We start from the raw sequence: 23,914 nt of genomic DNA, 5'->3' as shown, positions 1-23,914 counted from the left end.
GAGCCGTTCCGGGGCGGCCAGCACCTCGTCGGAGCGGGCCGCGACGAGGGCGCCGAGCACGCCGCCCAGCACATCGCCCGAGCCGGCGGTCGCGAGCCAGGGCGGTCCCGCCTGCACGCGAACGCCGCCGCCGCCCGGCGCGGCGACATGGGTGACGCTGCCCTTGAGCAGCACAACGACGCCGAGCAGGTCGGCCGCCCGCGCCGCCCACTCCTCGGGGGCGGCGGACACCTGAGCTCGCTGGACCTCGGTGCCCCGGCCGGCCAGCAGGGTCGCGAGCTCGCCGGCGTGCGGCGTGATCACCGTCGGACCGGTCGCCGTGCCGGCGAGGTCGAGGGCCCCGGCATCGAGGACGATGGGGACGTCCTGGCCGAGCGCCTCGTCCAGCCGGCGGCGCAGCTCCTCCGACCGGTCGGCGGCGTTCATGCCGGAGCCGAGCAGCCAGGCCTGCACCCGGCCCGGGGCGGTGACGATCTCGGGGCGGCGCTGCAGCACGAAGCCGGCCGCGCGCTCACCGCCGAGGTAGCGGACCATCCCGATGCCGGTCCGGCACGCCCCTTCCACCCCCAGCACCGCGGCACCCGGGTAGGCGGCCGATCCGGTGTGCATGCCGAGCACGCCGCGCGAGTACTTGTCGTCACCCTGGACAGGCACGCGGTACTGCCGGACGGTGTCCGCGTCGGTCCAGGTGCGCCAATCGGCCATGCGGCTCAGACTATTCCGCCCCGTGCGCTCCGGCGCCGAACGGCGGAGCCCGGCCGATACGGTGACGGGCTGGCCCCGCGCGCGGATCCGTCAGCTGTGGCTCGCCGACGTCCCGAGCCGGCGGCTCAGCGTGGAGCCGGGGGCGTCGGGGCTCCTGATCGAGCTGCGGGCCGGCGCTGCTGTCCCACGCCGGACCCGACGTCGGCGCCGCCTTCCGCTTCTCCCCGCTCGGCACGCTCTTCGACGCCGTCCTGGTGAGCGGCGAGCTCGGCCTCCTGAAGCCGGAGGCCGCCATCTTCGAGCACGTGCTCGCGAGCTGGGAATAACGGCGGCGGAGATGGTCTTCATCGACAGCAGAGCCGTCAACATCGACGGCGCCGAAGCGATCGGGATCGCCGGGCACGTCTTCACCGGAGTCGCGGGGTTGCGTGCGTTCCTGGAGTCGCTCGCCTGACCCTCCGGAGAGTCCCATGCCGTCCGCCCTGTTCGCGCCCCTCACCGTCCGCGGCGTCACGATCCGCAACCGGATCTGGGTCTCGCCCCTCTGCCAGTACTCGGTGCAGCGCAGGGACGGCGTGCCCACCGACTGGCACCTCGTGCACCTCGGCTCCATGGCCGTCGGCGGCGCCGGACTCGTCATGAGCGAGGCGACCGCCGTTGTCCCCGAGGGCCGGATCTCCGCGCAGGACACCGGCATCTGGAACGACGAGCAGGCGCAGGCGTGGCGACGCATCGTCGACTTCCTGCACGAGCGGGGCGCCGTCGCGGGGATGCAGCTGGCGCACGCCGGCCGCAAGGCGTCCGTGCACCCGGAGCTCGGGGGCCGGAGCGGCAGCCTGACCGCAGACGAGGGGGCCTGGACCACTGTCGCCCCGTCCGTCCTGCCGTTCCCCGGGCTTGCGGCGCCGATCGCGCTCGATGTGGCCGGGATCGACGCCGTCGTCGAGGCGTTCGCGGAGGGCGCGGAACGGGCCGTCGCCGCCGGATTCGACCTGGTCGAGGTGCACGCCGCGCACGGCTACCTGCTGCACGAGTTCCTGTCGCCGCTCAGCAACCTGCGCACCGACGAGTACGGCGGCAGCCTGGAGAACCGGGCCAGGATCGTGCTCCGGGTGGTCCGGGCCATCCGGCAGCGGGTGGGCGAGAGCGTGCCCGTGTTCGTCCGCTTCAGCGGCACCGACTGGGTCGAGGACGGCTGGAGTGTGCAGGACACCGCCACCGTCGCCGGCTGGGCGCGGACGGCGGGAGCGGACCTGTTCGATGTGTCGAGCGGCGGGAGCCTGCCTGGCGTGCCCATCCCGGTCGGCCCGGGCTATCAGGTTCCGCTCGCGGCGCACGTCAAGGCGCAGTCCGGGGTCGCGGTCAGCGCCGTCGGCTTGGTGACCGAGCCCGCCCAGGCCGAGGAGATCATCGCCGCCGGGCACGCCGACGCCGTGATGATGGGGCGTCAGCTGATGCGGGAGCCGCACTTCCCGCTCCGCGCCGCCCACGAGCTCGGCGTGGTGCTCGACTACTGGCCGGCGCAGTACCTGCGGGCTCGCTGGCGCTGACTGCTCGCTGGCGCTTGCGGCGACAGGCGGGGCCGGTCTGCCGGCCTCGACGGCTGGCGCCGGTCAGCGGCGCCGGGTCGCGTCCTGCACCTCGCCGACCAGCTCCTCGATGATGTCCTCGAGGAACAGCACACCGGTGGTGGCGCCCAGCTCGTCGAACACCCGCACCACGTGCACGCTTGCTCGCCGCATGATGGCGAGCGCATCCTCCAGCTCGGTGCCCTCGAAGACCGAGATCAGCTGGCGGAGGAATTTCGGCGGCACCGGCCGGTCTGCCTCGTCGTCGTCGAGCTCGAGCACGTCCTTGAGGTGCAGGTAGCCGGTCGGCTCGCCCTCCTCGTCGACGAGCACGTAGCGGGAGAAGCCGTGCTGGGCGACGGCGCGCTCGAGATCGGACGGGGTGGCGTCCTCGGGGAGGCTCACGAGCTGGTCGACGGCGATCGTGATGTCCGCCACCTTCTTCTCGGTGAACTCGAACGCCGCGGTGAGGGCGCCGGAGCGATCGTCGAGCACGCCCTCGCGAGTGGACTGGTCGACGATCGTCTGCACCTCGTCCAGCGTGAAGGTGCTCACGGCCTCGTCCCTCGGCTCCACCCGGGCGAGCCTCAGCACGCCGTTGGACACCGCGTTGAGGGTCGCGATCAGCGGGCGGAAGAGCGCGCCGATGAAGACGAGGGGGGTCGCCAGCAGCAGCACTGCCCGGTCCGGCACCGAGAAGGAGATGTTCTTCGGCACCATCTCGCCGAGGACCACGTGCAGGAACGACACGATCAGCAGCGCCACCACGAACGCGGCGACGCCGATGAACGGCTCCGGCAGGCCGGTCAGGTGCAGCGGCACCTCGAGGAGGTGGTGGATGGCCGGCTCGGAGACGTTGAGGATCAGCAGCGAGCACACGGTGATGCCGAGCTGCGCCGTGGCGAGCATCAGCGTGGCGTGCTCCATGGCGAAGAGGGCGGTCCGCGCGCTGCGCTTGCCCCGCTCCGCGAGCGGTTCGATCTGCGAGCGCCGTGCCGAGATGACCGCGAATTCGGCCGCCACGAAGAACGCGTTCACGAGCAGCAGCACGGCGAGCCAGCCGAGCCCGGCCCAGTCGCTCATCGCTTCCCCTCCTGCACGGCCCGGGACGCGACCGGGCGCGCACCCGCCTGGCTGGGCTCGGTCGCCGGCACGGTCGGCGTGTACCGGAGCCGGTCGATGCGCCGCCCGTCCAGCCGCATCACGCGGAGCACGCCCGTGGGCAGGGCGACCTCGTCGCCGACCTTGGCGATCCGGCCGAGCTCGCTGAGGACGAAGCCGGCGACCGTCTCGTATGGCCCCTCCTCGGGCACCTCGATGCCGGTCTGCTCGAGGAGCTCGTCCGGGCGGAGGCTGCCGGGGAAGGCGAGCGAGGTCTTGGAGCGCACCACGCCGGCGCGCGTGCGGTCGTGCTCGTCGACGAGGTCGCCGACGAGCTCCTCCACGAGGTCCTCGAGCGTCGCAACTCCCGCGGTGCCGCCGTACTCATCCACCACGACCGCCATCTGGTAGCCCCGGCCCCGGAGCTCCTCGAGCAGCGTGTCGAGCCGCATGGTCTCCGGCACCCTCAACGCCTCGGTCTGCAGGGCCCCGACCGGCACCGTCGTCCGCTTCTCGCGGGGCACCGAGACGGCCTGCTTCACGTGCACGAAGCCCACGATGTCGTCGAGACCCTGGTCGGTCACGGGGAATCGCGAGTACCCGGTGCGGCGGGCGAGCTCGAGCACGTCGGACGCCATGTCTGATCGCTCCAGGCTTGCGACGCGCGGACGCGGCGTCATCACGTCGGCCGCGATGTGGTCGGAGAAGCCGAGGGTGCGAGTGAGCAGCGTGGCCGTGTCGCGGTCGAGCACGCCGGCGAGGGCGGAGCGCCGCACGAGCGAGCTCAGCTCGTCGGCGGTGCGCGCTCCCGAGAGCTCCTCCTTCGGCTCGATGCCGATCAGGCGGAGGATGCCGTTCGCGGTGCTGTTGAGCAGGCGCACGGCGGGCCGGAACACCGTCGTGAAGCCGACCTGGAACGGGATGACGACCTTGGCGACTCCTCGCGGCAGCGCGAGCGCGAGGTTCTTGGGAACCAGTTCGCCCAAGATCATCGACAGCAGGGTGGCCAGCAGCACGCCGGCGACCGTGCCGACCGGCTGAACCGCGCCGTCCGGCAGCCCGAGCGCGGTGAGCGGCGCCCGGAGGAGCGCGCTGATCGCCGGCTCCATCGTGTAGCCGGTGAGCAGGGTGGTGATCGTGATGCCCAGCTGCGCGCTGGAGAGGTGGGTCGAGGTGACCTTGAGCGCGCCGATGACGGTGCCCAGGTGCCGCTCACCGCGCCCCTCGCGAGCCTCCAGGTCGGACCGGTCGAGATTGACGAGGGCGAACTCGGAGGCGACGAAGAAGCCGGTGCCGATCGTCAGGAGGACGCCGACGCCGAGCATCAGCCACTCAAACAGCACGGATGCTCCCCGTCGGCCGCACGCAGGCGGGGAGGTCGGTATGGGCGCAGGGAGGGTCGTCCATCAGTCCCACCAGTATACGGACGCCACCTGCACGCCGGCCCGGGCGAGGCGCCCCATTCCCTCCGACGGCCGCATCCGTCCGGCCGAGCGGCAACCGCGCACCGTTGCAGGGTGGCCGCAGCGTTGCGTTCCTCGGACCGCGGATCGTCCTCCCCAAGGCGCGGGCGCCAGCGGGACGCCACCGGTGCGCGCCACGGCCGGGAGCGCGGGCTCCGCCCGAGCGACGATCCGCCCATGACGGCAACGATGGACGGCGCTCCCGCTGAACTGCTCCTGGTCCGGGAGCTCGAGTCCCCCGAGGACGGTCGCCGGCTGCGGCGGGAAGCCGAACAGGGGCACCTCACCCGCCTCCGCCGCGGCGTCTACCTGCCGACCGCCAGGTGGGCCGCGGCGGGCGCCATGGAACGGGCGCTTCTGGCCCTGCACGCCTTCGCACTGGTGGCCGAGCGCCCGCCGGTCTTCTCGCACCAGTCGGCGGCACTGCTGCACGGGCTGCCGTTCCTGCGATTCCCCGACCGCGACGTGCACATCCTCACGAGGTGCGCGTCCGGCGGCCGCGCCTCCGATGGGGTCCGCCGTCACGCGGCGGCCGCTGAGGTTGCATTCGTCGAAGTCGGCGGCCTCCGTGTCACCACGCTCGAGCGGACGCTCGTCGACCTGGCGGCGGTCTCGCCGTTCGCGGAGGCGGTCGCCTTCGCGGACGCGGCGCTGGCGGCGGGCGGGAGCCTCCCGCTCGCCCAGGCCGAGGCGGACTCGTCCGAGCGCCGCGCGTGGCGGAAGGTGCAGAGGGTGCTCGACTTCGCGACGCCGCTCGCGGAGTCGCCGGGTGAGTCGGTGAGCCGGCTCGTGCTGCACCGGCTGAACTTCCCGGCGCCGATCCTGCAGCACTCCTTCCGGGATTGGCGAGGGTCGATCGGCCGGGTCGACTTCTGGTGGCCCGAGCAGCGCGTGGTCGGGGAGTTCGACGGGCGCATCAAGTACCAGGGCCGCTACGGCGAGCGTCCCGAGGACACGGTCTGGCGAGAGAAGCGTCGTGAGGACCGGCTGCGGGCGCTCGGCCTGGGAGTGGCGCGCTGGACCTGGCAGGAACTGGAGGCTCCCCAGAAGCTCGCTGCCGTCGTCCTCCGCGCGGGACTTGCGCGGTGACCCGGAGGACCGCAACCCTCCGGCCAACCTGCGACCGTGTGCCGTTGCAGGTTGGCCGGACGGGTGCGTTTCTCGCGCTGGCGGGCGGGGCGGCTCATCGGGAACCTCCAGCCAGGATCCGCCTGTCGGGTCCGGTGAAGGTTTAGGCTTGAAAACCGGACGAAAACCCGGATCGACGAGAGTGGGCGAGGCACCGTGTCAAGTCAATTGACCGGAACTGACGAGGGGGCGACCGGCGAGTTCGGCGCCAACGAGTGGCTTGTGGACGAGCTCTACGAGAGGTTCCTCCAGGACCGCAATGCGGTCGACAAGTCGTGGTGGCCGATCCTCGAGAGCTACCACCCGGTGGAGACCCACACCGGTGAGCCGAACGGGCACGCCGCCGACGGCTCTGCACCGGATGGCTCGATCCAGCCCGGCCCCGCGACACCCGACGTGCAGCCCGGCTCTCCCGAGCCGAACCCGCCCGCACCGGTCGAGCCGCTCGCACCGAACCCCAGCGAGCCGACCATCCCCGGCCCCGCCACCTCCGTCGAGCCCTCCCCGCCCGCAGACGCGGGCACCGCTGAGGCCGCTCCCCCGTCGTCCGCTCCCGTCCAGGTCTCCCCCGCCCAGCAGGCCTCGCCCAGCGACGCGACCCCGGCGCGGCCCTACGCCCCGTCGGAGGCGGCCGCCGCGCCTCCGCAGCAGGCCGCGCCGACCCTCGCCGCCCGAACCACATCGATGGCTCCGCGAGCGCAGCCGATCCCCGCCGACGCCCCCACCAGCGCCAAGACGCAGGCGGGCGACGTCCCCGACGCTGTCACGACGCCGCTGCGCGGAATGGCGAAGACCCTGTCCACCAACATGGACCAGAGCCTCACCATCCCGACGGCCACGAGCGTGCGGACGATCCCGGCGAAGCTGATGATCGACAACCGGATCGTCATCAACAACCACCTCAAGCGCACCCGTGGCGGCAAGATCTCGTTCACCCACCTGATCGGCTGGGCGCTCGTACAGGTCCTCAAGGATTTCCCGAGCCAGAACGTGCACTACGCGGAGATGGACGGCAAGCCCTCCGTCGTGCAGCCCGCCCACGTCGGCCTCGGCATCGCGATCGACATCCCGAAGCCCGACGGCACCCGGGCACTCCTCGTGCCGAGCATCAAGGGTGCCGACACCATGGACTTCGGCGAGTTCGTGTCCGCCTACGAGGCACTGGTGCGCAAGGCGCGCGCCAACAAGCTCGACGCCGCCGACTTCGCCGGCACCACCATCTCGCTGACGAACCCCGGCGGGATCGGCACCGTGCACTCCGTGCCGCGCCTGATGAAGGGACAGGGCACCATCGTCGGCGCCGGCGCCCTCGAGTACCCGGCCGAGTTCCAGGGCTCGAGCGAGACCACGCTCGTCGACCTGGGCATCGGCAAGACGATCACCCTCACCTCCACCTACGACCACCGCGTCATCCAGGGCGCGGGGTCGGGCGAGTTCCTCAAGCTCGTGCACGAGCGGCTGATCGGCCGCAGCGAGTTCTACGACGACATCTTCGCCGCGCTGCGGATCCCCTACGCGCCCATCCGCTGGAATCCGGACATCCACGTGGACCTGTCCGACACCGTGTCGAAGACCTCCCGGGTGCAGGAGCTCATCAACGCCTACCGCGTGCGCGGGCACCTGATGGCGGACACCGATCCGCTGGAGTACCGCCAGCGCTCACACCCCGACCTCGAGATCGAGAACCACGGACTCACCTTCTGGGACCTCGACCGCGACTTCGTGGTCGGCGGCTTCGCCGGCCGGCGCAGCGCCAAGCTGCGCGACATCCTCGGCGTCCTCCGCGACTCGTACTGCCGCACGGTCGGCCTCGAGTACATGCACATCCAGGTGCCCGCGCAGCGCAGATGGATCCAGGACAAGATCGAGAAGCCGTACGTCAAGCCGACGCACGACGAGCAGATGCGCATCCTCAGCAAGCTCAACGAGGCCGAGGCGTTCGAGACCTTCCTGCAGACCAAGTACGTCGGCCAGAAGCGGTTCAGCCTGGAGGGCAGCGAGTCCCTCATCTCGCTGCTGGACACCGTGATCCAGGGCGCGGCCGAGGACGGCCTCTCCGAGGTCGCCATCGGCATGGCCCACCGCGGCCGCCTCAACGTGCTCACGAACATCGCGGGCAAGACCTACGGGCAGATCTTCCGCGAGTTCGAGGGCACCCAGGATCCGCGCACCGTCCAGGGCTCCGGAGACGTCAAGTACCACCTCGGCACCGAGGGCACCTACCAGAACGCGAACGGCACGACCATCCCGGTCTACCTTGCGGCGAACCCCTCCCACCTGGAGGCGGTCGACGGAGTGCTCGAGGGCATCGTCCGGGCCAAGCAGGACCGGCACCCGGTCGGCACATTCCGGGTCCTGCCGATCCTCATCCACGGCGACGCCGCGATGGCCGGCCAGGGGGTGGTCGTCGAGACGCTCCAGATGTCTCAGCTGCGCCCCTACCGCACGGGCGGCACCATCCACATCGTGGTGAACAACCAGGTCGGCTTCACCACCGCTCCGGCCGAGTCCCGCTCGTCGATCTACTCGACCGATGTGGCGAAGACGATCCAGGCGCCGATCTTCCACGTGAACGGCGACGACCCCGAGGCGGTCGCGCGGGTCGCGGAGCTGGCCTACCAGTACCGCCAGACGTTCCACCGCGACGCCATCATCGACCTCGTCTGCTACCGCCGTCGCGGCCACAACGAGGGCGACGACCCGTCGATGACCCAGCCGCTGATGTACAACCTCATCGAGGCCAAGCGCAGCGTCCGCAAGCTGTACACCGAGGCCCTCGTCGGCCGCGGCGACATCACCCAGGAGGAGTACGACAGCGCTCACCGCGACTTCCAGGACCGCCTCGAGCGGGCCTTCGCGGAGACCCACGCGGCCCAGACATCCTCGATGCCGGTGATCGCGCCCGAATCGGACACCGACACGGTGGCCGACCTGGAGCTGCCCGAGTCGCAGCAGGCGGGGAACCTCGAGGGCGAACCGGAGAGCACGGCGGTGGAGGCGTCGCTGATCGCCGCGATCGGCGACGCGCACGAGAACCCGCCCGCGAACTTCAGCGTGCACCCCAAGCTGTCGGCGCTGCTGAAGAAGCGAGCCGAGATGAGCCGCAGCGGCGGCATCGACTGGGCCTTCGGCGAGCTGCTCGCCATCGGCTCGCTGCTGGTGGAGGGCACCCCGGTGCGGATGGCCGGCCAGGACACCCGCCGCGGCACGTTCGTGCAGCGGCACGCGGTGCTGCACGATCGGCTGAACGGCCAGGAATGGCTGCCCCTGTCGAACGTGGTGGACGGCCAGGCCAAGTTCTGGATCTATGACACCCTGCTCAGCGAGTACGCCGCCATGGGCTTCGAGTACGGCTACTCGGTGGAGCGCCCCGACGCGCTCGTGCTGTGGGAGGCACAGTTCGGCGACTTCGCGAACGGCGCCCAGATCATCATCGACGAGTTCGTGTCCTCCGCCGAGCAGAAGTGGGGCCAGCGGTCGTCCGTCGTGCTGCTGCTCCCCCACGGCTACGAGGGCCAGGGGCCCGACCACTCGTCGGCCCGCATCGAGCGCTACCTGCAGCTCTGCGCCGAGAAGAACATGACGGTCGCCCAGCCCTCCACCCCCGCGTCGTACTTCCACCTGCTGCGGCGCCAGGCCTACCTGCGTCCCCGCCGCCCGCTGGTGGTGTTCACCCCCAAGTCGATGCTGCGCCTGCGTGGCGCGACGAGCGACATCGCGGACTTCACCTCCGGCAGGTTCGAGCCGGTGCTCGACGACGCCCGCATCACCGATCGCGGCGCCGTGAAGAGGGTGGTGCTGCACGCCGGCAAGCTGCACTACGACCTGGTCAACGAGCTGGCCAAGCGCGAGGACTCCCAGTCGGTCGCGCTGGTGCGCCTCGAGCAGTACTACCCGGTGCCGGAGAAGGAGCTGGGCGAGCTGATCGCCTCGTACCCGAACGCCGAGCTGGTGTGGGCGCAGGACGAGCCGGAGAACCAGGGCGCCTGGCCCCTGGTCTGCCAGGTGGCGACGAAGAGGCTGCACGACCGCAGCATCTCGGTGGTCGCGCGCGCCGCGGCCGCGTCGCCCGCCGCGGGCTCGGCGAAGCGCCACGCCAAGGAGCAGGCTGATCTGGTGCAGCGGGCACTGGGCTAGACCGCAGCTGGAGCAGAGGGCCCCGCCGACGTCAGGGTCGGCGGGGCCCTCTGCTCCACCGGACCGGTTCTCCGCGGCGCGCCGGGCGCGCCCTCTCGTCCCCTGGTGGGGGACTCACCCGGGAAATAGAGTGTGCCCACGGCAGGCACGACTGATGCCCGGGCTCGATGAGGAGCAGCGATGACAACGAACGGTGCGGAGAGCGGCGGCGGGCAGCCTCCGGCGGCAGCCTGGTATCCGGACCCCGACCACCCCGGCCGTCTGCGCTGGTGGGACGGGACCCGCTGGGCCGACCCGACGCCGGCCGGCTCGGTGGCGGCGCAGCCGCCGGGAGCCGGATCGGGGCCGGCGCCCGAACCGGGAGCGAGGAACACGCCCGCCCTGGTCAGCCTCATCCTGGGCATCGTCTCGATCCTGATCAATCCGCTCTTCCTCGTGGGGGTGGCCGCGATCGTCCTCGGCGTGATCGGCCTCCGGCGGGCGTCCGCGCTGCCGGGCGGCCTCGGCCGCGGCAAGGCGATCGCCGGCATCATCACCGGTGCCGTGGGCACCATCGTCGGCGTCCTGGTGACGATCGCGCTCGTCACGGTCCTCACCCACCTGCCGACGAGCACCCCCGTCGCCGGCGAGCCGACGTCATCCGCGGGCCCGTCCGCGGCGACTCCCGCGCCGACCCCCAGCGCCGCAGAACCTCCCGCGGACACCGCCGCGTGCTGGGACGGCAGCGCCGCCTCCGCCGGCTGTCCGCCGCTGGAGGGCGCTGCCGCACTGCAGTATGTCTTCGGCGTGAGCGACGGCGGCACGTGCGGCCCCTACGCCCTCGACCAGTTCACGCCCGAGGGAGCGCTGGACATCCTCCAGTGCAGCTGGACGGACCTGCCGGGGACCGAGGTGTACTTCGTGCGGTACTCGGCCGTCGGGGAGGCGCAGACCGCATGGCGCGACTACCTGACCACCCAGAGCACCTTCACCGAGGACCCCTGGCTGGACGGCCAGGGCCAGACATCGGGCATCACCTGGACCGCCGAGCAGACCGACGCCCCCGCGAGCGTCGAAGCCGCCTACTCCTACGACGCGGCGCCCTTCGTGCTGGATGTCTGGACCAACCTGGAGGCGGGAACGAGAGACGACCACTCTGCGGCCATCGGCAGGCTCACCGCGCTCAGCCGAGATGACCTGTCCCAGGTGCTCGCCAGCATTCCCTGACCGGCGTCCCGGCGATCCGCCACGGGACAGCGAAAGGCCCCGTCGACCTTCGGGTCGGCGGGGCCTTTCGGGTCGATCGCGGGGACCGCGGGCTGCACTGCCCGCCTCGCCGGTGCGATCGGAGGTATCTAGTGGGTCTGCAGGGCTCGGAGCCGGTCGAGCACCTGGGTGCGCAGCTCCTCGGGCGCGGCGTCCTTGCATGCCCGGCGCACGACCTCGGTCAGCACGAGGCCGACCCTGTGCTCTCCGGCGCAGTCAGCGCAGTTCTCCATGTGCTCGCGGATGTCCGCCGCGTCTCCACTGGAGATCTCGTTGTGCAGGTACTCCTCGAGCTCCTGCTTGGCCTTCTCACAACCGCAATCGGTCATTTCTCCGCTCCATCGTCCTTGGTGGTGCGCCGGCGCGACGTGGCGCCGACGGCGATGCCACGCTCCTGCGCGTAGTCGCCCAGCAGTTCGCGCAGCAGCCGCCTGCCGCGATGCAACCGGCTCATCACGGTGCCGACGGGGGTCTTCATGATGTCCGCGATCTCCTGGTAGGAGAAGCCTTCGACGTCCGCGAAGTAGACAGCCAGCCGGAAGTCCTCAGGCACGGCCTGGAGCGCGTCCTTCACCGCCGAATCCGGAAGGTGGTCGATCGCCTCCGCCTCGGCGGACCGGCTGATCGGCGCGGTCGCCGACTCGGCGCTGCCCAGCTGCCAGTCCTCGAGGTCGTCGATCGTGCCCTGGTACGGGTTCCGCTGGTTCTTGCGGTAGCTGTTGATGAACGTGTTCGTCAGGATCCGGTACAGCCACGCCTTGAGATTGGTGCCCTGCTGGTACTGGCGGAAAGCGGAGAACGCCTTGACGAAGGTCTCCTGCACCAGGTCCTGCGCGTCGGACGGGTTGCGCGTCATGCGCAGCCCCGCGGCGTACAGCTGGTCGAGGAACGGCAGGGCCTGCTCCTCGAACAGGGCGCGCAGAACGGCGGGGCTCGCGGCCTCGTCGAGGGCCTCCTCGATCGTCTCGACGGCCTCGGCCTCCGCCACTTCCTCGGGGTTTCCCGCGGGGGAATTAGTGGGATCGCTTGTGTCGCTCATCGGAGCAAAGCTTAGTTCTCGGACCGGGAGCGGCATCGTGAGAGTCACCGACGCCTCCCTTCGGTTGTGATGTGCGCCGTTATTGTGGAACCGATGGGGATCCTCGGATATTCCTCGCCCCGCTTCGAGCTGCCGGGCGACGACCACGACGTGCGGGACGGCGGCGCCACACCCGGCACCGCCTGGCTGGCACGCCAGGCGGACGGTCCCCTCGCCGCGCGTGTGCCGCTGCCCGGCTCGAAGAGCCTGACCAATCGCGAGCTGGTGCTGTCCGCACTGGCGGAGGAGCCGACGCTGCTCCGCTCACCCCTGCACTCACGCGACTCCGCCCTGATGATCGAGGCCCTGCGCTCGCTCGGCACCCGCATCGAGCGGACGGGAACGGACACCGGCTTCGGGCCGGACCTCCTCGTCACGCCAGGCCCGCTGGAGGGCGGCGTCGCCATCGACTGCGGCCTGGCCGGCACGCTCATGCGCTTCGGCCCTCCTCTCGCCGCGCTCGCCCTCGGCCCGGTGACCTTCGACGGGGATGCGGCTGCCCGCCGGCGGCCGATGCGGACCACGATCGACTCACTCCGAGCGCTCGGGGTGGAGGTCGGCGACGAGAAGCGCGGCAGCCTGCCCTTCACGGTCTACGGCACCGGCCGAGTCGCGGGCGGGGAGCTCGAGATCGACTCATCGGCGTCCAGCCAGTTCATCTCCGGGCTGCTGCTCTCCGCGCCCCGCTTCGAGCAGGGGCTCACCCTGCGCTCCGTCGGCGAGCGCCTGCCGAGCCTGCCGCACATCGAGATGACCGTCGCGACCCTTGCGGCACGCGGCGTCGAGGTGGCCCGTCCCGCGGACGGAGTGTGGGTCGTGCCGGCGTCCGGTCTCCGCGGCGGCGAGCGCGACATCGAGCCGGACCTCTCCAATGCGGCGCCGTTCCTCGCCGCCGCGCTTCTCGCCGGCGGCCGCGTCGCCGTGCCCGGGTGGCCTGCGTCCACCACCCAGGTCGGCGACGAGGTGCCCGGGCTGCTGGCCCGCTTCGGGGCGACGGTCGAGCGCGTGGGCACCGATCTGATCGTCGACGGCGGACCCGGGGTGCGCGGCGGTGCGCTGCTTCCCGGACTGGAGCTCGACCTCTCGGCAGCCGGCGAACTCGCGCCGACGATCGTGATCCTCGCCGCCCTCGCCTCGAGCCCCAGCCGGATCACGGGCATCGGCCACCTCCGCGGGCACGAGACCGACCGCCTCGCCGCCCTCGCCACCGAGCTCAACGCGCTCGGCGGCCGGGTGACCGAGGAGGAGGACGGCCTCTCTGTCGTGCCCGCCCCGCTCACCGCCGGAGAGCGGCCGTGGCGGACCTACGAGGACCACCGGATGGCGACCGCGGGCGCCCTCCTCGGCCTGGTGGTGCCCGGACTGATCCTCGACGACATCACGACGACCGCGAAGACCCTCCCCCAGTTCGCCGACCTGTGGGCCGCGATGCTCGGGCCCTCGCTGGCCGTGGCGCCGGCGTGACGCGGGCTTCCGGATGAGCTGGCTGGATGAGGGCGGCGAGGACTCCCCGTACTCCGACTACGACGAGCGCGACGCCCGGGTCCGGCCTAATCCGCGCGGCACCCGCCCGCGGTCGAAGCACCGGCCCGAGCACGCGGACGCCGAGCGCGGGCGGGTCCTCAGCGTGGACCGCGGCCGGGTGCTCGTGCTGGTCGGCGAGGACACCGACACGGAGCGCGAGATCTACGCCAAGCGCGCCCGCGAGCTCGGGCGCAACTCGATGGTCACGGGCGACCTGGTCGACGTCGTGGGCGACACCACCGGCGAGGAGGGCACGCTCGCCCGAGTCGTGCGCATCGCCGACCGGTCGACGCTGCTCCGGCGCAGCGCGGACGACACCGACGATGTCGAGCGCATCATCGTCGCCAACGCCGACCAGATGATGATCGTCGTCGCGGCGGCGAACCCCGAGCCGCGCCCCCGGCTGATCGACCGCTACCTCGTGGCCGCCTTCGACGCCGGCCTCGATCCGATCCTCATCGTCACCAAGACGGATGTCGCCGACCCGGCCCCGCTGCTCGCCGAGTTCGCGGTGCTCGACCTGGAGGTGGTGCTGAGCGGGACCGGCGAGGTGCCCCTGGACCAGCTGCGGGACCGCCTGGCCGGCCACAGCACGGTCGCGGTCGGGCACTCCGGTGTGGGCAAGTCGACGCTGGTGAACGCCCTGGTGCCGGGCGCCGACCGCGCGATCGGAGTGGTGAACGCCGTGACCGGCCGCGGGCGGCACACCTCGTCGTCGACGATCTCGCTCCGCGTGCGCGCGGACGACGGCAGGGCGGGCTGGATCATCGACACCCCGGGGGTCCGGTCGTTCGGGCTCGGCCATGTGGACCGGGCCAGCGTCCTGCGCTCCTTCGCCGAGCGGGCCGTGGTGCCCGAGGGCGACCCGCCGGAGGGCATCCCGCTGAGGGAGGCGCACGACTGGGAGATCGTGGACCGCGTGGAGGCCGGCGAGCTCGGCGACGTGGGCATCCGACGGCTCGACTCGCTCCGGCACATCCTCGACGGCCTGGTGGTCCCGCCGGGCGGCTGACCGGAGACCGCGAGGTGCGCCCTAGGCTGGGCGCGTGACCGGCGGCGGATACGAGGACGACCTTCGACTCGCTCGTGACCTCGCCGACATGGCGCATGTGATCGCGCTGGAGCGGTTCCGGGCGATCGACCTCCGGGTCGAGACCAAGCCTGACCGCACCCCCGTGACGGATGCGGACCGGGCCGTCGAGCAGGCGCTCCGGGCCGCGCTGCGCGAGTCGCGTCCCGACGACTCGGTCCTCGGCGAGGAGTACGGCGGCACCCGTGCCGAGGGCAGGCAGTGGATCCTCGATCCGATCGACGGCACGGCGAACTTCCTCCGCGGCGTGCCGGTCTGGGGCAACCTCGTCGCCCTCGCCATCGACGGCGATCCGGTGGTCGGCGTGGTGAGCGCTCCGGCGCTCGGCCGGCGCTGGTGGGCCGCCCGCGGACAGGGGGCCTGGGCGGTGGACTTCCCCGGCGCGACTCCCCGCCGGCTCACCGTGTCCGCGGTGGGTGAGCTGGCGGACGCGTCGCTCAGCTACAACAGCCTCAAGGGCTGGCAGGCGGAGGGCCGCACGGAGGATCTGCTCCGCCTGGCCGACGCGGTGTGGCGCACGCGCGCCTACGGCGAGTTCTGGTCCTACATGCTCGTCGCGGAGGGGGCGCTGGACGTGGCGGCCGAGTTCGATCTGCAGCCCTACGACATGGCAGCGCTCGTGCCCATCGTCGAGGAGGCGGGCGGCCGCTTCAGCTCCATCGCCGGCGCGCCCGGCCCCTGGCACGGCAGTGCTCTCGTCACGAACGGCGCCCTGCACGCGGCGGTGCTCGCCCGACTCGGCTCAGCGTTCGACGCAACCCCCTGACACCCGGCCGGGGTTCCGCGAGAGTGTCATTCGGCTCTGCGGGCGAGACCCGGGGCAGGGGAGGACACCATGACCGCACGGCGCTGGTCCGGCGACTGGGGCACCCCCGCTGCCCCCGCCCCCGCGACGGTGGAGGTGCTCATCCCCACCAAGAGCCGTCCCGCGGAGCTCGCCGTCACGCTCGCGGGGCTCGCCGCCCAGGACGATCCGGCCTTCGACGTGATCATCAGCGACCAGTCCGACGGCGACCCGTCGTTCGCCGCTCCGCCCGCGGCCGCCATGGTGCGCCTGCTGCGCGCCCAGGGCCACGCCGTGAGCACGTCGCGGCACCTCCCCCGCCGCGGCCTCGCCGAGCACCGCCAGCACCTCCTCGACTCCTCGAGCGCCGAGTTCGTGCTGTTCCTCGACGACGACGTCTGGCTGGAGCCCCGCTCCATCAGCCGGATGCTGGACGCCCTCGTCACGCTGGGCTGCGGCTTCGTCGGCAGCGGCGTGCACGGCCTGTCGGCGCTCGAGGAGTACCGCCCGCAGGACCGCACCAGCTTCGAACCGTGGCAGGGCCCGGTGCAGCCCGAGCGGATCCGGATGGGCGAGCCCGGCATCGAGCGGGCAGCGCTGCACTTCGCGGCGAACCTGGTGCACGTGGCGGCGGAGGTCCCGGTCGAGCGGGACAGCTGGCTGCCCTACAAGATCGCCTGGCTCGGCGCCTGCGCGCTCTACCGTCGTGAGGCGCTCGTCGAGTGCGGCGGCTTCGACTTCTGGCCGCAGCTGCCCGCCGAGCACGCCGGCGAGGATGTCGCCGCGCAGTGGCGGGTGATGGAGCGCTTCGGTGCCGCGGGCATCCTGCCGAGCGGCGCGGTGCACCTCGAGTCCCCGACCACGGTCCGGGACCGTCGGGTGGAGGCGCGCGACGTCGTCTTCGGCCCCCCTCAGCCGCGCTCCTGAACTCCACGGCCCCGCACGGCTCGACCTCCCCGCGCCTGAACTAGGCGGTCCTGGCTCCGCCTGCCCGCTCCGCCGGCTCCTCCGGCAGCCGCTCCTCCTCGGTCCCGCGCTTGCGCTGCAGCAGGTCGGCGAGGCCGAGCACGAGCGCGACGGCGATCAGCCCGACGGCGACGAGGATGCCGTTGCGGAAGCTGTCGTGGTAGACCGCCAGCTCGCTCGCACGATCGCTCTCCGCATACAGGGTCGCGAAGAATGTGGACGAGGCCGCCGCCACTCCGATCGCCGTGCCGACCCGCTGGCCGACCTGCGCCATCGAGCCGGCCACGCCACCCTCGGTGACCGGGACCTCGGCGAGGGTCAGCGTCTGGTTGGGCGACACGACGAAGCCGCCGCCGGCTCCCGCAACCGCCAGCGCGGCCGCCATCAGGTAGGGCGTGAGCTCGGGCGGGGACAGGACCGCGGCGAGCACATCGAGCGTGAACCCGACGATCACGATCACGATGCCGGCGACGACGAGCGCACGACCGAACCGCTCGACCAGGCGGCCGCCGATCCACGCGGTCAGCGCCGAGGTCAGCGCGAACGGGATCGTGACCATCCCGGCGAACACCGGCTCGAGCCTCAGGCCCTCCTGCAGATACAGGGTCGTGAGCAGGAAGGTGGCCGGCAGCGCGGCGAAGTAGACCGTGGCGATGAGCAGCCCGTTGCGGTAGGACGCCCTCCGGAACAGCGAGAAGTTGACGGCGGGCGAGCGGCCCCGTGCCAGGTAGCGCCGCTCCCACGCCACGAATCCCGTTCCGAACGCGACCGCACCGACCAGCCAGAACCAGCGGCGCGGATCGTCGTCCGGCCCGCCGGTGGTCAGCACGAACGGCAGCATCAAGGACAGCACGGCGCCACCGAGGAGCACGATGCCGATCGGGTCGAGGTCGTTGCCCAGGGCGTTCGTGCGCTGCCGCTTGGGCAGGAGCCGCGCGGCGAGGAAGAGCAGCAGGATGCCGAGCGGGATGTTCATCCAGAACAGCAGCCGCCAGCCGTCCTGCGGGCCGCCGAAAGCGATCAGGAGTCCGCCGAGCGTGGGGCCGAACGCGGTCGAGAGGCCGATCATCGAGCCGAACAGCCCGAATGCGCGCCCCCGCTCCGGCCCCTGGAAGAGCTGCTGGATGAGGCCGAGGACCTGGGGCATCTGGATGCCCGCGGCGACGCCCTGCAGGAAGCGCCCGACCAGCAGGAAGGTCACATTCGGGGCGAGGGCGCAGAGCAGGCTCGTCAAGGTGAACGCCGTGAGGCCGACCAGGAAGAGCCTGCGCCGGCTGTGCAGGTCGCCGAGACGGCCGGCCGGAACGAGGGCGAGCCCGAACGCGAGCGCGTAGCCCGCGACGATCGACTGCAGCTCGCTCGGTCCCGCGTGCAGGGACTCCTCGATGGAGGGCAGTCCCACGTTCACCTTGGACAGGTCGAGGATCGTGAGGGCAGCCACGGCGACGCAGACGCCGAATGCCCTCCACCTGGTCCGGTCGTCGATCGCGGGGGAGGTCGGTTCGTTCGGCATGACCCGCTCAACGGTAGCGGCGTTCGCGGGCGCAGCCGACCGGCTTGCGATCGGTCGAGAGGTGTGCCGACGATAGGCTTCCGCCGTGGCCGTCACCGACGAGGCGATTCTCCGGATCAAAGGGATGATCCTTCGCGGAGAGCTGACCCCCGGCTCACGGCTTCCGCCCGAGAAGGAGCTGAGCGAGCGGCTCGGCCTGTCCCGCAGCTCGATGCGCGAGGCCGTCAAGGCGCTCGAGGTCATCCGGGTGCTGGACGTGCGCCGCGGCGACGGCACCTATGTCACGAGCCTCGAGCCGCGCCTGCTCCTCGAGGCGATGAGCTTCGTGGTCGACCTGCATGCGGATGCCTCGATCCTCGAGCTGTTCGCGGTGCGGCGGATCCTCGAGCGCGCCGCGGCGGGCATGGCGGCTGTGCGGGTGGGCGAGGCGGAGCTCGAACGGCTGCGCTCCCTGCTCGGCGCCGTCGACCGGTCCACCGACGTCGAGGGGCTGGTGGCGCACGACCTCGAGTTCCACGGGGCGATCGCCGACGCGGCCGGCAACTCCTATCTGGCCACGCTGCTCGGCTCGCTCTCCACCGAGACGGTGCGCGCCCGGATCTGGCGCGGGCTCACCCAGGAGGACGCGGTGGAACGCACGCTGGCCGAGCATCGCGGCATCCTCGACGCCCTCGCGCAGCACGACGTCGAACTGGCGCAGGCACTCGTGACGGCGCACGTCTCCGGCGTCGAGCAGTGGCTCCGGGCCTGGAGCGTGACGGTCGACTCGCCGGACCCGGAGCCCGACTCCGACGACGAGCCGCCGTCGCCGGACGAGCCGGATCCTGCGGTCAGCTGAGCCGGTACACCCGCGTCGCGGTGCCACCGAGGAGCGCGCTCTGCTCGTCCTCGCTCAGCCGGCCGATCAGCTCCCGCAGCACCGCGGTGACCTCGGCATAGCCGCCGGCCAGCACCGCCACCGGCCAGTCGCTGCCCCACATCAGCCGGTCCGGCCCGAACGCCGTCAGCGCGACATCCCAGACCTCCTCGAGCGCCTCGACGGTGTGCGGAGCGGCGTCGGTGTAGAGGCCCGACACCTTGGCGACCGTGTTCGGCTGCGCGGCGACGGCCTCCAGCGTGCGGCGCCACTGCTCCAGTGCGGCGGTGCCCCGCGGCGGCTTGGCGAGATGGTCGACGACGACGGTCAGGTCGGGCAGGTCGCGGGCGAGTCCCTGCACGCGAGCGAGGTGGTCCGGCCAGGCGTCCGGCACGTCGAAGGCCAGCCCCCGGCGCGCCAGGTCGGCGAGTGACGCCCGCACGGCCGGCAGGTCGAGGAAGTCCGCTCGGGACTCGTTGTGCACGAGGTGGCGCACTCCGGAGAACCCGGGATGCTCCTGCCACCGGTCCAGCTGCTCGGCCGCGGCCCGCGGATCGTCCAGTGCGACCCAGCCCACCACGCCCACGAACTGGGGAAAGCGATCCCCGGCGGCGAGCATGTGCTCGGTGTCGCGGAGGGAATCCTCCGCCTGCACGAGCACCGCGCCGTCGACCCCTGCCGCCGAGAGTTCGGCCACGGCCTCCTCCGGCTCGAAGGTCCGGAAGATCGGCCCGTGCTGCGGGCCGAGCCATGCGTACTCGCTGAGCCCGAGGTCCCAGACGTGCAGATGGGAGTCGATCACCCGGGTCATCAGGGGATCAGCCCCTCGCTCGCGAGCTCCTCCCACAGCGCCTCCGGCGGGTTCTCCCGCAGGCGAGCGGCATTCTGCCGGATCTGCTCCGGCTTGCTGCTGCCCACCACGAGGGTGCGCACCACCGGGTGCCGGAGCGCGAAGTGCAGGGCCGCGGTGGGCAGCTGCACGCCGTGCCTCCCGCAGATGTCGGCGATCCTGCGGACGCGGGCGAGCAGCTCGGGCGGCACCTCCGAGTACTCGTAGCGGGACGACACATCGGGAGTCGCCCGCGAGAGCAGACCGGAGTTGAACACCGAGGCGTTGACGACCCCCACCCCACCGCGCTCGCATGCGGGCAGCACGTCGACGGCCGCCGGCTGCTCGGCCAGCGTGAAGCGGCCCGCCACCATCAGCAGGTCTGCGTCGCCGCTCTCGGCGCTCCGCAGGAGCGACTCGGTGGCCATCGAGCCGACGCCGACGGCCTCGACGACTCCGCGTCGGCGCAGCGCGGCGAGCGCCGGCAGCGCCTCGGCGAGAGCCTGGTCGAGATCGTGCAGTTCGGGATCGTGCAGGTAGAGCACGTCGACGCGGTCGAGGCCGAGCCGCTCGAGCGACTCCTCGAGGCTTCGCTCGATGCCCGCGGCGGAGAGATCCCACACCCGCTTGAGGTCTGCCGGCACCGCGAAGTCGTGGGCCAGGTCCAGCTCGCCCGCGCCGTCCGGATTCGGCCGGAGGAGGCGCCCCACCTTGGTGGAGAGCACGTACTGCTCGCGCGGCTTGGTGGCCAGGAAGGCGCCGAGACGACGCTCCGACAGGCCGAGGCCGTAGTGCGGAGCCGTGTCGAAGTAGCGGATGCCCTCGTCCCAGGCGGCCGCGAGAATCTCGTGGGCCTCCTCGTCGGTCAGCGCGCGGTAGAGGTTGCCGACGTTCGCGGCTCCGTAGCCGAGCGGGCCGAACGCCGGAGCGGGGCGCTCATGCACCGAGGACGGCCTTCCGATCGCCCGGCCGGAAGAGGAACTGGTCGCGGCTGGCGGCGTGCATCTCGCCGCCGGCCCCCGGGGCGGAGGGCGCCCAGTATCGACCCTCGTGCACGTCGGTGGGCGTCACGAAGTGCTCGTGCAGGTGGTCGACGAACTCGATCACCCGCCCCTCGATCTTCCCGCTGACGGCGACGAAGTCGAACATCGACAGGTGCTGCACGAGCTCGCAGAGCCCGACTCCGCCGGCGTGCGGGCACACGGTCACCCCGAACTTGGCTGCGAGCAGCAGGATCGCGATGTTCTCGTTGACGCCCGCGACGCGCGTGTAGTCGATCTGCAGGATCGACAGCGCCCCGGCCTGCAGGAACTGCTTGAACATCACCCGGTTGGCCATGTGCTCGCCGGTCGCGACCGGCACGGGGGCGACCCCCCGGGCGATCGCGGCATGACCGAGCACGTCGTCGGGGTTCGTCGGCTCCTCGATCCAGGCGGGGTCGAACTCGCTGAGGGCGTTGACCCACTCGATCGCCTCCGCCACCTCCCACCGCTGGTTGGCGTCTGTCGCGATCTTGATGTCGGGTCCCACCGTCTCGCGGGCGATCCGCATCCGCCGGATGTCGTCCTGCAGGTCGGCGCCGACCTTGAGCTTGATCTGGCCGAAGCCCTCGGCGACCGCCTCCCGGCAGAGGCGAGCCAGCTTCTCATCGCTGTAGCCGAGCCATCCGGGGGTGGTCGTGTAGGCGGGGTAGCCCTCGTCGATGAGCCGCAGCTCTCGTTCCGCCCGCCCCGGCTCGGCGGCCCGGAGGATCTCCAGCGCCTCCGCGGGCGTGAGCGCGTCGGTGAGGTAGCGGAAGTCGACGAGCTCGACGATCTCCTCGGGGCTCATCCGTGACAGCAGCTGCCAGAGGGGCAGGCCGGCCCGCTTCGCCTTGAGGTCCCAGAGCGCGTTCGCCACCGCGCCGATCGCCATGTGCATGACGCCCTTCTCGGGCCCCAGCCAGCGCAGCTGCGAGTCCCAGACCAGCGACCGCCAGGTGTCGCCCATCGAGCCGAGCAGCTCCTCGGCGTTGCGGCCGAGGAGGTACGGGGCGAGCGCGTCGATCGCGGCCACCTGGACGTCATTGCCGCGGCCGATCGTGAAGACGAAGCTGTGGCCCTCCAGGCCGTCGTCCGCGTCCGTGACGATCCGCAGATAGGCCGTCGAGTAGTCAGGATCGGGGTTCATCGCATCGGAGCCATCGAGCGACGTGGACGTGGGGAATCGGATGTCACTCGTTCGGACAGCGACGATGGTGCTCACGGGGAACCTCCTGGACGGTTGCGCCATCGCAACTCGAACGAGCCTAGACATCCGATGTATGGGGTGTCAAACCGCCCCGCCAAGCCGGCCCCGGGGGGTCCCGGCGCTATAGTTCTGACGTTCGCGCGCGGTCGCCAGGCCCTCGCGCCGTCGCAGGAGAGGAAGTGCGCGCATGCGCGAATTCGAGGGTCTCGTCGCCATCGTCACCGGCGGCGCGTCCGGCATCGGCGCCGCGATCGCCCGCGCTCTCACCGAGCGCGGCGCCCGGGTGGCCGTGCTCGATCGGGCCCCGGAGGGCGCGGACAGCGCCACCTTCCCCGTCGCTGTCGACGTCTCTGACGACGCATCCGTGCGGACGGGGGTCGCCGCGGTCGCCGAGCGCTTCGGCCGCATCGACCTGGTCATCAACAACGCGGGCATCGGCGCGCAGGGCACGATCGCCGACAACGACGACGCGGAGTGGGCGCGGGTCTTCGACATCAATGTCGTCGGCATCGCCCGTGTGACCCGCGCGGCGCTCCCCTGGCTCCGGAAGTCCCCGGCCGCCGCCGTGGTGAACACCTCCTCCGTCGCCGCGACCGCCGGCCTTCCCCAGAGGGCGCTGTACAGCGCATCCAAGGGCGCGGTCCTCGCTCTCACCCGCGCCATGGCCGCTGATCACCTGCGCGAGGGCATCCGCGTCAACTGCGTGACCCCCGGCACCGCGGACACCCCGTGGGTCGCCCGCCTGCTCGAGAGCGCCGAGGATCCGGCAGCCGAGCGTGCGGCACTGGAGGCTCGGCAGCCGCACGGGCGACTGGTGAGCGCGGACGAGGTGGCGGGCGCGGTGATCTACCTCGCGAGCCCCGCCTCGGGCTCCACCACCGGCGTCTCCCTGTCCGTCGACGGCGGCATGCAGAACCTCAGACTGCGGCCGGAGTGACGCGGCGGGTGCGCTCGACCGCCGCCTCGAATTCGACTGCGGCCGCATCGCTCGCCTCCGAGGCGAGCAGCCGCACCAGCACCGACGGCGCAGCAGTGAAGCAGGTGACGCCCGCCAGCGCCAGTCCGACGATGGCCTCGGGCGTGCGCAGGCTGGCGGCGAGCACCTCGGTGCCGCTGCCCTGAACCAGCTGCTGCATGATGCGGATCTCCTCCGCGCCGTTGCGGCCGGCATCCTCGAGGCGACCCAGGTAGGGAGCGATGTAGCGCGCGCCGATCGACGCGGCGCTGAGCGCCTGCCCTGACGCGTAGACGGCCGTCACCAGCACGGGCACACCGCTCGCGGCGAGACGCGCAGCAGCCGCGAACCCCGCCCGCGTGGCCGGAACCTTGACGACGGCGTTCGCGCCCAGCTCGGCGATGAACCGTCCCGTGGCGAGGAGCTCTTCGACGGTGCCGCCCCAGGCCTGGAAGAAGACCTCGCGGGCGCCCTCACCCACCCAGCGACCGTAGAGCTCGGGGATGTCCTCGACACCCCGTCCGCCACGCTCCAGGATCGTCGGGTTGGTCGTCACACCGGCGAGCAGCCCGTCGGCGAGCAGGGGCGACACCAGCGCGATGTCGGCGCTGTCGGCATACAGGCGGTACGGGAGAGCCACGGTTCCTCCAGAGGCGAGCGGCAGGACGGGCGCGCCCTGCTTGTCCGCTAATGTACTTGTCGCGTGGAAGTTGCGTCGACGGCGACGCACCCCGCACCACGAG

At 72.0% G+C, this 23,914-nt stretch carries 20 protein-coding genes; 10 read left to right on the top strand and 10 right to left on the bottom strand.

What is annotated here, in order from left to right:
* Nucleotides 1-705 (bottom strand): ADP/ATP-dependent (S)-NAD(P)H-hydrate dehydratase (locus tag JWR33_RS11820; protein ID WP_297412112.1); only part of this gene is annotated, 705 nt, incomplete at its 3' end.
* A 470-nt stretch (nucleotides 706-1,175) separates the two neighbouring features.
* Between JWR33_RS11820 and JWR33_RS11815 the strand changes: the two genes are divergently transcribed.
* Complete coding sequence (locus JWR33_RS11815) at nucleotides 1,176-2,255, top strand: NADH:flavin oxidoreductase/NADH oxidase (RefSeq protein ID WP_297412111.1); 1,080 nt, start codon at nucleotides 1,176-1,178, stop codon at nucleotides 2,253-2,255.
* A gap of 63 nt (nucleotides 2,256-2,318) precedes the next feature.
* Here JWR33_RS11815 and JWR33_RS11810 read toward each other — a convergent pair whose 3' ends face one another.
* Together JWR33_RS11810 and JWR33_RS11805 are read right to left on the bottom strand one after the other, a co-directional pair.
* Nucleotides 2,319-3,356 (bottom strand): hemolysin family protein, encoded by a 1,038-nt coding sequence (locus JWR33_RS11810; protein ID WP_297412110.1) that lies wholly within the window; start codon nucleotides 3,354-3,356, stop codon nucleotides 2,319-2,321.
* Nucleotides 3,353-4,699: a hemolysin family protein gene (locus JWR33_RS11805; RefSeq protein ID WP_297412118.1), complete on the bottom strand. Its 1,347-nt coding sequence runs from the start codon at nucleotides 4,697-4,699 to the stop codon at nucleotides 3,353-3,355. The genes JWR33_RS11810 and JWR33_RS11805 overlap by 4 nt, the downstream gene beginning before the upstream one ends.
* A gap of 315 nt (nucleotides 4,700-5,014) precedes the next feature.
* Between JWR33_RS11805 and JWR33_RS11800 the strand changes: the two genes are divergently transcribed.
* From JWR33_RS11800 to JWR33_RS11790, 3 genes are all read left to right on the top strand, one after another.
* The gene (locus JWR33_RS11800; protein WP_297412109.1) at nucleotides 5,015-5,926 is read left to right on the top strand and encodes a hypothetical protein; all 912 of its coding nucleotides are present in this window, start codon (nucleotides 5,015-5,017) and stop codon (nucleotides 5,924-5,926) included.
* Nucleotides 5,927-6,133: 207 nt separating this feature from the next.
* Entirely contained in the window at nucleotides 6,134-10,102 is a 3,969-nt protein-coding gene (locus tag JWR33_RS11795) for a multifunctional oxoglutarate decarboxylase/oxoglutarate dehydrogenase thiamine pyrophosphate-binding subunit/dihydrolipoyllysine-residue succinyltransferase subunit (RefSeq protein ID WP_297412108.1), read from the top strand.
* A gap of 180 nt (nucleotides 10,103-10,282) precedes the next feature.
* Nucleotides 10,283-11,308: a DUF4190 domain-containing protein gene (locus JWR33_RS11790; RefSeq protein WP_297412107.1), complete on the top strand. Its 1,026-nt coding sequence runs from the start codon at nucleotides 10,283-10,285 to the stop codon at nucleotides 11,306-11,308.
* A gap of 128 nt (nucleotides 11,309-11,436) precedes the next feature.
* Here JWR33_RS11790 and JWR33_RS11785 read toward each other — a convergent pair whose 3' ends face one another.
* Together JWR33_RS11785 and JWR33_RS11780 are read right to left on the bottom strand one after the other, a co-directional pair.
* Entirely contained in the window at nucleotides 11,437-11,676 is a 240-nt protein-coding gene (locus tag JWR33_RS11785) for a zf-HC2 domain-containing protein (protein ID WP_297412106.1), read from the bottom strand.
* Nucleotides 11,673-12,386 (bottom strand): sigma-70 family RNA polymerase sigma factor, encoded by a 714-nt coding sequence (locus JWR33_RS11780; RefSeq protein WP_297412105.1) that lies wholly within the window; start codon nucleotides 12,384-12,386, stop codon nucleotides 11,673-11,675. The genes JWR33_RS11785 and JWR33_RS11780 overlap by 4 nt, the downstream gene beginning before the upstream one ends.
* 93 nt (nucleotides 12,387-12,479) lie before the next feature.
* Here JWR33_RS11780 and aroA point away from each other — a divergent pair, with 93 nt between their 5' ends.
* From aroA to JWR33_RS11760, 4 genes are all read left to right on the top strand, one after another.
* A complete protein-coding gene (aroA, locus tag JWR33_RS11775) occupies nucleotides 12,480-13,889 on the top strand; it encodes a 3-phosphoshikimate 1-carboxyvinyltransferase (protein WP_297412104.1) in 1,410 nt (469 codons plus the stop codon).
* 13 nt (nucleotides 13,890-13,902) lie between these two features.
* The gene (gene rsgA / locus JWR33_RS11770; protein WP_297412103.1) at nucleotides 13,903-14,961 is read left to right on the top strand and encodes a ribosome small subunit-dependent GTPase A; all 1,059 of its coding nucleotides are present in this window, start codon (nucleotides 13,903-13,905) and stop codon (nucleotides 14,959-14,961) included.
* A 34-nt stretch (nucleotides 14,962-14,995) separates the two neighbouring features.
* A complete protein-coding gene (locus JWR33_RS11765) occupies nucleotides 14,996-15,805 on the top strand; it encodes an inositol monophosphatase family protein (protein WP_366074165.1) in 810 nt (269 codons plus the stop codon).
* A 69-nt stretch (nucleotides 15,806-15,874) separates the two neighbouring features.
* On the top strand, nucleotides 15,875-16,750 hold the full coding sequence (locus tag JWR33_RS11760) for a glycosyltransferase family A protein (RefSeq protein WP_297412102.1): 876 nt from the start codon (nucleotides 15,875-15,877) through the stop codon (nucleotides 16,748-16,750).
* 40 nt (nucleotides 16,751-16,790) lie between these two features.
* Here JWR33_RS11760 and JWR33_RS11755 read toward each other — a convergent pair whose 3' ends face one another.
* Nucleotides 16,791-18,302, bottom strand: a complete 1,512-nt coding sequence (locus JWR33_RS11755; protein ID WP_297412101.1) for an MFS transporter — start codon at nucleotides 18,300-18,302, stop codon at nucleotides 16,791-16,793.
* An 85-nt stretch (nucleotides 18,303-18,387) separates the two neighbouring features.
* On the opposite strand from JWR33_RS11755, the gene JWR33_RS11750 reads away from it, so the two are divergent.
* Nucleotides 18,388-19,140, top strand: a complete 753-nt coding sequence (locus JWR33_RS11750; protein WP_297412100.1) for a FadR/GntR family transcriptional regulator — start codon at nucleotides 18,388-18,390, stop codon at nucleotides 19,138-19,140.
* Here the strand turns inward: JWR33_RS11750 and JWR33_RS11745 are convergent.
* Genes JWR33_RS11745 through JWR33_RS11735 form a run of 3 tightly spaced genes read right to left on the bottom strand, consistent with a single transcriptional unit; the run spans nucleotide 19,133 to nucleotide 22,231 of the window.
* Complete coding sequence (locus JWR33_RS11745) at nucleotides 19,133-19,969, bottom strand: amidohydrolase family protein (RefSeq protein ID WP_297412099.1); 837 nt, start codon at nucleotides 19,967-19,969, stop codon at nucleotides 19,133-19,135. The genes JWR33_RS11750 and JWR33_RS11745 overlap by 8 nt on opposite strands.
* Entirely contained in the window at nucleotides 19,969-20,931 is a 963-nt protein-coding gene (locus tag JWR33_RS11740; RefSeq protein ID WP_297412098.1) for an aldo/keto reductase, read from the bottom strand. The genes JWR33_RS11745 and JWR33_RS11740 overlap by 1 nt, the downstream gene beginning before the upstream one ends.
* A complete protein-coding gene (locus JWR33_RS11735; protein WP_297412097.1) occupies nucleotides 20,924-22,231 on the bottom strand; it encodes an L-fuconate dehydratase in 1,308 nt (435 codons plus the stop codon). Before JWR33_RS11735 ends, JWR33_RS11740 begins: the two co-directional genes overlap by 8 nt.
* A 172-nt stretch (nucleotides 22,232-22,403) precedes the next feature.
* On the opposite strand from JWR33_RS11735, the gene JWR33_RS11730 reads away from it, so the two are divergent.
* Nucleotides 22,404-23,153: an SDR family oxidoreductase gene (locus JWR33_RS11730; RefSeq protein WP_297412096.1), complete on the top strand. Its 750-nt coding sequence runs from the start codon at nucleotides 22,404-22,406 to the stop codon at nucleotides 23,151-23,153.
* Here JWR33_RS11730 and JWR33_RS11725 read toward each other — a convergent pair.
* Nucleotides 23,134-23,811, bottom strand: coding sequence for a transaldolase family protein (locus JWR33_RS11725; protein ID WP_297412095.1), 678 nt, complete (start codon nucleotides 23,809-23,811; stop codon nucleotides 23,134-23,136). The genes JWR33_RS11730 and JWR33_RS11725 overlap by 20 nt on opposite strands.
* Nucleotides 23,812-23,914 lie beyond the last annotated feature (103 nt).

The sequence above is a fragment of the Naasia sp. genome, from assembly GCF_025465545.1.
Classification (GTDB): domain Bacteria; phylum Actinomycetota; class Actinomycetes; order Actinomycetales; family Microbacteriaceae; genus Naasia.
This window is presented reverse-complemented; position numbering and strand designations above follow the sequence as displayed.

Bases quoted from the DNA above. Each gene is read 5' to 3' on its own strand.
- JWR33_RS11815 (WP_297412111.1), top strand. From the start codon at position 1,176: ATGCCGTCCGCCCTGTTCGCGCCCCTCACCGTCCGCGGCGTCACGATC.
- JWR33_RS11810 (WP_297412110.1), bottom strand. From the start codon at position 3,356: ATGAGCGACTGGGCCGGGCTCGGCTGGCTCGCCGTGCTGCTGCTCGTG.
- JWR33_RS11805 (WP_297412118.1), bottom strand. From the start codon at position 4,699: ATGCTCGGCGTCGGCGTCCTCCTGACGATCGGCACCGGCTTCTTCGTC.
- JWR33_RS11800 (WP_297412109.1), top strand. From the start codon at position 5,015: ATGACGGCAACGATGGACGGCGCTCCCGCTGAACTGCTCCTGGTCCGG.
- JWR33_RS11790 (WP_297412107.1), top strand. From the start codon at position 10,283: ATGACAACGAACGGTGCGGAGAGCGGCGGCGGGCAGCCTCCGGCGGCA.
- JWR33_RS11785 (WP_297412106.1), bottom strand. From the start codon at position 11,676: ATGACCGATTGCGGTTGTGAGAAGGCCAAGCAGGAGCTCGAGGAGTAC.
- JWR33_RS11780 (WP_297412105.1), bottom strand. From the start codon at position 12,386: ATGAGCGACACAAGCGATCCCACTAATTCCCCCGCGGGAAACCCCGAG.
- aroA (WP_297412104.1), top strand. From the start codon at position 12,480: ATGGGGATCCTCGGATATTCCTCGCCCCGCTTCGAGCTGCCGGGCGAC.
- rsgA (WP_297412103.1), top strand. From the start codon at position 13,903: ATGAGCTGGCTGGATGAGGGCGGCGAGGACTCCCCGTACTCCGACTAC.
- JWR33_RS11760 (WP_297412102.1), top strand. From the start codon at position 15,875: ATGACCGCACGGCGCTGGTCCGGCGACTGGGGCACCCCCGCTGCCCCC.
- JWR33_RS11755 (WP_297412101.1), bottom strand. From the start codon at position 18,302: ATGCCGAACGAACCGACCTCCCCCGCGATCGACGACCGGACCAGGTGG.
- JWR33_RS11745 (WP_297412099.1), bottom strand. From the start codon at position 19,969: ATGACCCGGGTGATCGACTCCCATCTGCACGTCTGGGACCTCGGGCTC.
- JWR33_RS11730 (WP_297412096.1), top strand. From the start codon at position 22,404: ATGCGCGAATTCGAGGGTCTCGTCGCCATCGTCACCGGCGGCGCGTCC.